We start from the raw sequence: 10,591 nt of genomic DNA, 5'->3' as shown, positions 1-10,591 counted from the left end.
CTTTTCCCACAATATGTGGGACTGATACACTGTATATGGAAACAAGCAAAAGGAAGAGGGCGGATACGATATAACTATACTTGGCAAAAGCCGGCAATTGAGGCATATATCAGGCATTCAAGCGATAAAAAAAACGCGAAATGCCCTAAAAACAGAGGAGTGCTTGCAGAGGTGCAAAAACAACATATATCATTATCAATCAATGGATTGAATCAAAAAATGGGGAGTTCGGAGAGTGAGAGCAAACGTCTGCCCTCACTATGCTATCACACTTACTCTAACAGCGGAAAGCACCATGAATAAAGGGATGGAGACAAAATATGAGAGCATGAGGGCAAAAAAGGGAAATAATTCCTGTGGGAGGATTAAGAAAAATGAATTTAGGGGAGAATTACGAAAGTAAGCAAATATAGGCACTGGCTGAATTTACTAAATGAGCGGAGAAAAACTTAACACCAAATTGGAAGAAGAAACAAAAAATGTGCCGAATGTGCTAAAACTCTCTTTTTAATGTAATACCCCTCACCACAAACAGTTGTAGTGAGGGGTATTCTTCGTTTATAAAGGTTCGGGACGCATTCTTATCCAACCTATTACAGATATGTCCAATCTATTTTCAAGATTTAATAGACATAGACAATGTAGCGTGCAAAGTGGTTGTTTACTTAATCTTCAAAGCAAAACCACCTCCGGGTGCCAAATGAATCTTCAACTTACTGTCATTCTTTATCCGGATGGATTCACATTTATAATCACGCCCGATCCGGTGAGCATTTGCTCCATCTTTAAACAATGTAGCGTCATACGTCTTATCACCCAGGAAAGAGCAATCCACTTCGATGTCACGTGCCGTCCAATTGGTAATTCCACCTATATACCAGACATTTCCACTCCGGCGTGCTGTCACGATATACTCTCCCATCTTACCATCAAGCACGATACTTTCATCCCACACTGTCGGAACATCAGCAATAAATCCTGTTGATTCCGGTTCGCGCATATAGTTGCTCGGCGTATCACACAACATATTGAAAGGAGATTCGAATACAACATACAGAGCAAGTTGCCGGCAACGGGTTCCCTGGCTCATCGGTTCAGTATTGCAAGGGTAATAATTACCTTTCGAAGCATTCCGCATCGCTCCTTGAGTGTAGTCCATCGGACCGGATACCTGACGAATGAAAGGAATCATCACGTCATACTTCACCTGATCCACTGAAGCCGGACTCCATTTCATCTGTTCCAGACCATGGACACCTTCAAAGTTCAACACATTCGGATAGGTACGATTCAAACCGGCTGGTTTGTGCGTTCCGTGCAAGTCGAGGATCAGTTTGTATTTAGCACACATTGCGGCAGCCCGATAATTGAACGCAGTCATAAGCTGATCGTCACGATCCATAAAGTCGACCTTAAAACCTTTTACTCCCATGTCGGCATAATAACGGCAAACGTTCTCCATATCACGTTCGAAAGCATAATAACCAGCCCAAAGAATGATGCCTACATTTTTGGTGGCTGCATAGTCTACCAATTCTTTCAGATTAATCTCTTTCACCACTTGCATCAAATCCGCTTGCAGATTTACCGCCCAACCTTCGTCAAGTATCACATACTCAATGCCGTTTGCAGAAGCAAAATCAATGTAAGCTTTATAAGTCGGATTATTGACTCCGGTCACAAAATCAACGCCATCCAAATTCCAGTCATTCCACCAGTCCCATGCTACTTTGCCGGGTTTGATCCATGAAAGATCCGTCAGACGGGAAGGGGCAGCCAATAAATAACTCAAGTTGCTTGCTGCCAAATCCTTATCGGAAGTGGTAACAATGCTCATGCGCCACGGGAAATTCCGGGGTTTATCTACTTTGGCAATGTAAGCTTCATGCTCTTTCACCAACATCTGAAGCCGATTGTGTCCGCCTTGCACCATCTTCTTGGGGTATGGAGCGAAACGTCCCGTCAATCGGTTGTCTCCTTCAGCAGCAGACAAATAGAGACCGGGATAATTCTCCAAATCGGATTCTGTGATACAAATCTTAACGCCTTCGCCGGCATCTACGACTAATGGCAAAAACATCAAACGTTTTTTATTCAGCTTCGATAATGGATCGGTAGTATAAGTATTTTCGAAGGAATTGAAATATTGAGAGTCATAATCACCGTCCTTTCCTGTTTTTACATAAGGTACAGAAGCTACCATATCGGATGGAAAACGATAGTCCACCTCTTCATCAACCACTTTGAAAGGTTTCTTTGAGCGGTTGACGAAACGGTAAGCAATACCATCATTGTAGGCACGGAACTCTACATTCCAGTCTTTTTTAAACCGAAGAGTCAGTTCATTATAGTGGTCTCTTAATTCACTGGCACGATAGAAAGGAGAAGGAATCATCTGATCTACTTTTTTCCCGGAAGTGCCGGACAACTTTGCTTTCTCTCCCCAGACTTCTCCGTTATCCAATGTCATCGAAATTGAAGAAGGAGCAAGAATCTGCCGTCCGTTACAGCAGATTTCATAAGTCAACTTGTCACCTACGGTAATCGTCGTTTGGAGTTTTCCATCCGGAGAGTTCAAAGTAAATTGTTTTTGCGCTTGTACCGTAAGCGTACATGCGACAACACACAAGAATAATAAAATCTTCAGTTTTTTCATGGTTTTAATTATAGTAGTTATCAAATTATAAAAGAATGATGCAAAAATAAAATAATATAGTATAGTAACCTATATAAAAACTAAAAAACAGAGATAAAAAAGAATACGTAATTCTATCTTTTTCCTGTCAGGGATTGGGTACAGACCAACAGACGGTTAAGCATCTTCAGAAATTTTATACATTCGCCATGCCGTGCCTCGTTATCGTAATTATGATAAGAGACAGACTACCTAATATCCATATTAATATCTTCAAGGACATCACAACCAAAAAGAATTATTAAAAACTTCTCTCACTCACTTACGAAATATAGAATAAAAAGTTATTTTTGCACCGTTTTTAAAATTTTATCTTAAACTAGTATCATGTACAAGATTTTTCACGGCTTCCATCTGGTGGAAGCTTATCAGGACTTAAAGAAAGCCAAACGGTTGGCAAAAAATCAGACAGTGGCCAGATGTATAAAGCTAACCGTAGCTATTACCCTTTCCCTTATTTTATGGCTCCTCCCTATTGACACATTTGGTATAGAAGGGTTGACTGTTATAGAACAAAGACTTATTTCTATCTTTATTTTTGCCACACTGATGTGGGTATTCGAGGCTGTCCCTGCATGGACCACTTCCGTACTTATTGTCGTCTTACTGCTACTTACCGTATCGGACAGCAGTTTGTGGTTTTTCACACAAGGGATTCCGGTAGCAGACTTGGGACAGACGGTCAAATACAAATCCATTATGCATTGCTTTGCCGATCCAATCATTATGTTATTTATTGGTGGGTTCATACTTGCCATCGCAGCAACCAAAAGCGGATTGGACGTATTGTTGGCACGCGTCATGTTACGCCCGTTCGGGACACAATCACGTTATGTATTATTAGGGTTCATCCTTGTTACGGCCGCATTTTCAATGTTCCTCAGCAACACGGCTACAGCTGCCATGATGCTTACCTTTCTCACTCCTGTATTAAAAGCTCTGCCGGCAGACGGTAAAGGAAAAATCGGTCTTGCCATGGCCATCCCTGTAGCTGCCAATGTAGGAGGCATGGGAACTCCCATCGGCACACCCCCTAACGCCATTGCACTAAAATACCTGAATGATCCGGAGGGACTGAACCTGAATATCGGTTTCGGAGAATGGATGAGTTTTATGATGCCTTACACCATTATAGTATTATTTATCGCATGGTTTATCCTCTTACGGATGTTCCCTTTCAAACAAAAGACTATCGAACTGAAAATCGAAGGGGAGGCTAAGAAAGACTGGCGTTCTATAGTGGTATATATCACTTTTGCCATTACAGTCGTACTATGGATGTTCGACAAAGTAACGGGAGTAAATTCCAATGTAGTGGCAATGATTCCTGTAGCAGTGTTCTGTGTAACGGGAGTTATCACCAAACGCGACCTGGAAGAAATCAGTTGGAGTGTACTCTGGATGGTAGCTGGCGGCTTTGCTCTGGGTGTCGCCTTACAGGAGACAGGACTTGCCAAACATATGATTGAAGCTATCCCATTCAACACATGGCCTCCTGTATTAATGATTGTCGGCTCCGGACTTATTTGTTATGCTATGGCTAATTTCATCTCACATACAGCTACGGCCGCATTGCTCGTTCCCATTCTTGCCATTGCAGGAAGCAGTATGCGTGAGAACCTATCTTCCTTAGGTGGAGTAGAGACTTTATTGATCGGAGTGGCAATCGGTTCATCATTAGCAATGATATTACCTATCAGTACTCCTCCCAACGCACTGGCACATGCCACGGGCATGATTCAACAAAAGGATATGGAGAAAGTCGGCATCATTATGGGAATCATCGGACTGATATTGGGATATACCATGTTGATTATCCTTGGCTCTAACAACTTATTATAAACAATCTTCTTCTACTAAGAAGAAGCTATAAAATCAAGCCCTGTGAGAATCTGTTATTCTTACAGGGCTTTTTTTGTTAATCAGTCTTATTCTGAAAGTTGGGAGTGTATCCTATCCGATTCCGCATACTTGCTCGGACTTACACCATAATACTTTTTAAATACTTCACGGAAATATTTTGCATCCGAGAATCCGACCATATCAGCAATCTCGGTTATCGTATATTCATCTTGCTTCAACAACTGTGCAGCATGTTGCAAACGTATCATCCGGATATAATCGGCCGGAGCATAACCGGTCAACGCCTTGAGTTTGTTGAAAAAGCTCGTACGACTCATATGATGCTGGCTACTGAGCATTTCCACATTAAAGTCCGAATCTCCCATATTCCTCTCTATACATTCCTTGACAGAAGCTATAAATTTCCAGTCCAGAGTATTAGTGCAATTGACCGGAAAATCCTGTTCTTCATCTTGAATGCTATTATAAACTTGACGGAGCAAAGTACGATTTGTAAGTATGTTCTTAATCGTTGCCTTGAGTATCCCCACACTGAAAGGTTTGATGATATAAGCATCCGCCCCGATTTCCAGTCCTTCAAGCATATGCTTCTCATCCCCCAGTGCAGTCAGCAAAATAACCGGAATATGAGACATCTCAAGTTCTCCCTTTATAGTAGCGCAAAGTTCGTCTCCACTCATCTCAGGCATCATTATATCGGATATAACAAGTTCGGGGTTAAATTCACGTATAATAACAAGTGCATCTTTTCCATTCGGACAGGACTGAATATTATAACTCGTACTAAGCATATCCACAAGATAATTGCGCAAATCATCATTATCTTCCACTATCAGGATGCGCTGTAAGGAACTGTTTATCCGGGATGTCTCCATAGCCGGCAAAGCTGAAGTCCCCCTAGGTATGATAGCCTCCGGACGTTCATCCGGTACTTTGGGAGAAATAAATTTTGCTTTATGGAGATGAGCATTTCCTTTCGGGAAAGTAATCCGTACACATGTGCCCTGACGTTCGGCACTCTGAATCTGAATCTTGCCTTTATGTAGCTTGACCAACTTGTATACCAGCATCAACCCGATTCCGCTACCTGTCACTTTCAGATTGACGACATTACTACCTCGAAAACAGTTTCTGAACAATTTCTTCTGTTCACCCGAGGGAATACCGATTCCGGTATCCTTCACCTCGATACTCCATGTATTTCCTTCCTCACAAGCATAAATACATACACTGCCGTCCTCGGGTGTATATTTCAATGCATTAGACAAGATATTCTTTAAAATGGACCCCATCTTGTCACTATCAAACCATACATTCAAATAGTCAAAATTGCTTTCATAAACAAACCTGACATGTTTCATTTCGGCATATTTGCGGAAAGTGGCACAAACATCATTCATATAAGTATTCAGTTCATACTCGGAAACGTAAAGAGTAGAAGAATAAACATCTATCCTTTCAAAATTTATCAGGTTAGTCGTTAACTGAAGTAATGTATTCACATTTTTAAGAGCCATATTCATATGGGGTATGGCCCGTTCAGCCACCATGCAATTTTCTACAACTTCCTCCAATGGCGCCTTTATCAATGTAAGCGGTGTGCGTATGTCGTGTGCCGTATTGATAAAAAAACGTGTTTTCTCATCCGACACTTTCTTTTGTTTGTGCAGCATGATGACACGGAATATACCCCCCATAACCAGCACCAATAAAATTGCATATCCCACCATCGCCCACACACTGGCCCATACAGGAGGCGTTATAACAATCTGAATGTTCCTTGTCTCGTAGGTCTTATATTTCTCTTCATTAGATACGGCACGGATTTGTAACGTATAGTTGCCGGGAGGCAGATTTCTGACAAGAATCCGGTTATCCTGACTCGGGCGGCTCCACTCTTTATGATAACCGTCGATTTTCCATGAAAAAAGGATGTTGGAAGGATAATCATAATTAATGGAAACTACATCAAGAGAAAACGTATTTTGCCCGTAGGCCAGTTCCAGCCGGTCAGTTTCATCAATATCTTTTTCCAAAGGAGAACCTTCATCACCCGGATAAACAGGATGATAGGCTATCATAAAATCGCGCAGTAACAAGCGTGAATAATGCGGTTCCGGTATCTCTATATCTGTCGGAAACTTCACTGCACCGTCATTGCCTCCAAAAACAAGCGCGCTTTTGTTATAGACCGTAGCAGAGCCCGCATTAAAATTGACACTCATCAATCCCTGTTCCCGTGTCCAGTTGCGAAAAAAGTGTCCCTCTGGTGAATAAATCGTTATACCATTCTCTGTACCCATTAGGAGACTCCCGTCCTGACGCGGAAGAATTGTATAAATATTGTCGGAGAGCAGTGCACAATTGTCACTTCGGTATTGATGAATAAATTTTTTCTTATTAATGTCATAAACAAGAAGTCCGGCTCCACGGGTACCGATATACAGGATTCCATCTTCTCTTTGGTATAATGCGCATATATAGAGAGATTCAACGGGCAAGTCGATATACTGGTAAACTCCGGATTGTTTGTCAAGCAGATAGAGCCCCATTCGCGTACCAATCCACATCTGCCGGAAGTCTTTCTCCAGAATGGTGGTGATAGAACTTACTCCCGGATATAAGCGCACATCTTTAGTCTCAAGATTGATTCGTTTCAAATGATAATACCCACCGGACCAAATATTACCTGCCGAGTCTTTTTTTATGTCAAAAATATATTGGTCCGGACGTACTCCCGCAATAGCAGCAGGAGAAAGATAGCTTATCTTAAAACCTTTATTCTTCTCTATCTTATAAATGCCCGATGTAAAACCACCAACCCATATCACACCGGGTGAGACTTCACACAGTGCTAAAAAAATGTGATTTTCATCATCCGGCACCGGATCAAAAGAGCTAAAGAAAGAACGCCATTTTTTTGTCGCAGTCTGATAAAGACTGATACCGTTACTAGTTGCAAACCAAAGGTCACCGTCACTGTCTTCCATCACGTCATGAACCTGGTCGTTCACCAATGAGCGGTTGTTACCGAGAGAATGCCTTATCAAGTCGTAACTCCTATAACGATTGTTACGAACGGTAATGCCGGTAGGATAATTGGCAAGCCAAATACGTTCTTCTTCATCCACATAGATGTCATTGATATTGTTTCCGTTCATCCCGTTATAACTACTATAATCGGCGGTTATATAGGGTTCGCTCATGCAGGTATTCACATCCAGCTTATATACACCTTTTCCGCCTGTAGCTACCAGAAGCTCGTGAGCGTTCAAAGCTACAATCTGATTGACTTCCACATTATTGGGTGACTGAAAGGAGATGATTTCTCCTGTACCGCCCATATCATACATAAGTATTCCCTCCTTATAAGTTCCCACAAAGAGTTGGTTTGAAACGGCATGGTAATAGAGTTCATGTACTGGTGTATCGATACTTTCCAGCGCTTCGTCAGAAACCAGCTTCAATTCTCCCTCTTCTATCCTGGCACGAAACAGACCACTTCCCGTACCGATAAAAAAATGATTGCCATCCGCCTGTTCAATGGCAGTTATTTCACCAATAACCGACGCCGATATATACAAGGGCTTTCCAGTATGGATATTATACCAGGTGATACTGTCTTTACAGCACAGCCATATACAGTCATTCTTGTCCAAATAACCGTAATTCAGAAATGCCTGCGACTTATTTCTGATCAGCTCCGGGTGCACATAAACCAGTTCGAATTTATCATGTTGTGAATCATATCTGAAAATACGCCCTTTCTGACCGATTACCCATAATACATTTCCGCTATCCATGTAAAGCCAGTTTAAGGCAATCCGTGAATCCAGCTTCATTCTGTCGTCCGAAAAGTTGTAATGCTTGATATGTTTGCCATCATAACGGTCTATTCCTTCCTGAGTCAGAAACCACATATACCCTCGTTGGTCTTTTTGAATATGGTATATTTTCTGATTATTCAAACCGTCTTCCAATCCTATGTACTTATAAATTTGCCCTTTGCTTACAGTACTACTTATGAAAAGAAGCACAAATAATAAACATCTTCTCATTTTTTCAAAACTACTCATGTCTTTCACAAATATTCAAAAATACCCTGCAAAAATATGAAAAAATTAATTAAAACACAAGACATAAATGTATTCAATTTTCAATCAGTAACCAAGATTATTTTTTCATATCTCCTGTTCTTAGTTTGTGAAAGAATATATCATAAATGAAAATGGAGAGAGAGTATTTTTCCGCCAATTAATTTGCATCTTTCAATATATTATCCGAATATTGCAGGGATGAAAAAGCACACCATGAATCCAGTTGATGAAAAAATCATAATAAAAAAGCTGAAAGCAGGAGACAATGATGCATACAAGTACTTGTATGACTATCATTATGTTGCTCTCTGCAAACTTAGTTATTATATGCTGAAGGACAAAGCGCAAGCAGAAAGTATAGTCAGTGATGTTATTTTTCACTTATGGGAGATTAGGGAGAATCTGGAACTTATACCTCCCCTACGTAATTACTTAATTATAGCTGTACGCAACAAATGCCTGAATTATCTGGCCCTCAAACAACAAGAAGTGGAAATCCGCTTTTCTGCTATGGAACAGGCAGGAATCCAACTGCAAAATATCATTCCGGACAATCAACAACCTTTGGGTACATTATTAAAAAAGGAATTGGAAGATAAAATTCAAGAAGCGATTCAAAAACTTCCCCCTGTCTGCAAGCAGGTATTTACGATGAGCCGCTTCCAAGAAATGAGTTACGAAGAAATTTCCCAGAAACTCGGCATTTCCGTCAATACGGTTAAATATCACATAAAGAGCGCATTAGTAATACTTAAAAGAGAACTTGGAACTTTTTTATGCATTTTTCTCGCTTTTTACCCTACCCTCTTATTCTAAAAAACTGTAATATATATAAAGGCAATCATTATTTATGAATGAACAATCACTACATACAGACACTGTCAACGATTGGATTACCGGATATCTGACAAATAGCCTGACACCGGAAGAAATGCAATCATTACAGGAATGGCTGAATGCTTCGGAAGAAAACAGAAAATATTTTTCCGATATGCAGGAAGTATGGATAGCCGCTTCGGATGAAGCAGACAATATAGTCTTTAACAAAGAAAGAGCCTATCAACTATTCTTGAAACAAACCGAAGCTACTACCCGCCAAAATATCAATAAACACAAGTTTTTCCAACTTCGCCCGTGGATGTATGCTGCCGCGATGATTATCGTTGTCTTTATTTGCGGAACGATTGCCTTTCAGAGTGGAAAGAGAGTACTCCGGAATCAGTTGGCACAGATTACAATTGAAGCTCCATACGGTTCAAAAACCAAACTATACCTTCCGGACGGAACGCTGGTCTGGCTGAATGCGGGTTCTAAGATGAGTTATGCACAAGACTTCGGCATCAACGAACGGGCACTGAATCTTACCGGAGAAGCTTATTTTGAAGTAACTAAGAATAAACATATTCCTTTTAAAGTACATACTGATGAACTGGACGTAAAGGTATTAGGAACCAAATTCAATTTCAGAAATTATCAGGACGCTCTGGAAGCGAAAGTTTGTTTGCTCGAAGGTAAAGTAGCTCTCAGCACCCAACAAAAGGAAACGATACTTCACCCGGACCAGCAAGCCCTATTAGATAAAAAGACCGGAAATTTATTGATTTCAAGTACAAAAGCTGCTTACAGTGCCGAATGGACAAACGACCGTCTCTATTTCGACGAAGCGTTGCTCCCCGATATTGTGAAGGAACTGGAAAGAAGCTATAATATAAAAATCACTATTGCAGACGCTGCGCTAAACTCCGTCCGTTTCTATGGTAACTTCCGCAGAAAGGAACAGAGTATCCGGGAAATTATGGATGTACTATCATCTACCGATAAAATGACTTATACCATTGAAGGAAAAAATATTGTGATCACACTTCCTGAATGAAACAGAATGTTAAACCTTTTAAAACTTAAAAGAATATGAAAAGCAACTTTGAAAAAACATGAT

5 protein-coding genes are annotated in these 10,591 nt (G+C 40.7%); 3 read left to right on the top strand and 2 right to left on the bottom strand.

The genetic code is table 11. From position 1 onward, the window contains the following. Positions 1-661: 661 nt before the first annotated feature. Positions 662-2,656, bottom strand: coding sequence for a retaining alpha-galactosidase (locus tag NSB03_RS13595; protein WP_257466441.1), 1,995 nt, complete (start codon positions 2,654-2,656; stop codon positions 662-664). A 366-nt stretch (positions 2,657-3,022) separates the two neighbouring features. Here NSB03_RS13595 and NSB03_RS13590 point away from each other — a divergent pair, with 366 nt between their 5' ends. Beyond that, a complete protein-coding gene (locus NSB03_RS13590) occupies positions 3,023-4,537 on the top strand; it encodes an SLC13 family permease (protein ID WP_024987623.1) in 1,515 nt (504 codons plus the stop codon). An 86-nt stretch (positions 4,538-4,623) separates the two neighbouring features. Here the strand turns inward: NSB03_RS13590 and NSB03_RS13585 are convergent, their stop codons facing one another. Next, positions 4,624-8,634, bottom strand: a complete 4,011-nt coding sequence (locus tag NSB03_RS13585; protein ID WP_257466440.1) for a hybrid sensor histidine kinase/response regulator transcription factor — start codon at positions 8,632-8,634, stop codon at positions 4,624-4,626. Positions 8,635-8,868: 234 nt separating this feature from the next. Between NSB03_RS13585 and NSB03_RS13580 the strand changes: the two genes are divergently transcribed. Together NSB03_RS13580 and NSB03_RS13575 are read left to right on the top strand one after the other, a co-directional pair. Then, positions 8,869-9,471, top strand: a complete 603-nt coding sequence (locus tag NSB03_RS13580; RefSeq protein ID WP_024987624.1) for an RNA polymerase sigma-70 factor — start codon at positions 8,869-8,871, stop codon at positions 9,469-9,471. A 34-nt stretch (positions 9,472-9,505) separates the two neighbouring features. Continuing rightward, a complete protein-coding gene (locus tag NSB03_RS13575) occupies positions 9,506-10,528 on the top strand; it encodes a FecR family protein (protein WP_024987625.1) in 1,023 nt (340 codons plus the stop codon). The last annotated feature ends 63 nt before the right edge of the window (positions 10,529-10,591 follow it).

Origin of the sequence: Bacteroides acidifaciens (assembly GCF_024623065.1) — a bacterium.
Classification (GTDB): domain Bacteria; phylum Bacteroidota; class Bacteroidia; order Bacteroidales; family Bacteroidaceae; genus Bacteroides; species Bacteroides acidifaciens.
This window is presented reverse-complemented; position numbering and strand designations above follow the sequence as displayed.

Bases quoted from the DNA above. Each gene is read 5' to 3' on its own strand.
- NSB03_RS13595 (WP_257466441.1), bottom strand. From the start codon at position 2,656: ATGAAAAAACTGAAGATTTTATTATTCTTGTGTGTTGTCGCATGTACG.
- NSB03_RS13580 (WP_024987624.1), top strand. From the start codon at position 8,869: ATGAATCCAGTTGATGAAAAAATCATAATAAAAAAGCTGAAAGCAGGA.
- NSB03_RS13585 (WP_257466440.1), bottom strand. From the start codon at position 8,634: ATGAGTAGTTTTGAAAAAATGAGAAGATGTTTATTATTTGTGCTTCTT.
- NSB03_RS13590 (WP_024987623.1), top strand. From the start codon at position 3,023: ATGTACAAGATTTTTCACGGCTTCCATCTGGTGGAAGCTTATCAGGAC.
- NSB03_RS13575 (WP_024987625.1), top strand. From the start codon at position 9,506: ATGAATGAACAATCACTACATACAGACACTGTCAACGATTGGATTACC.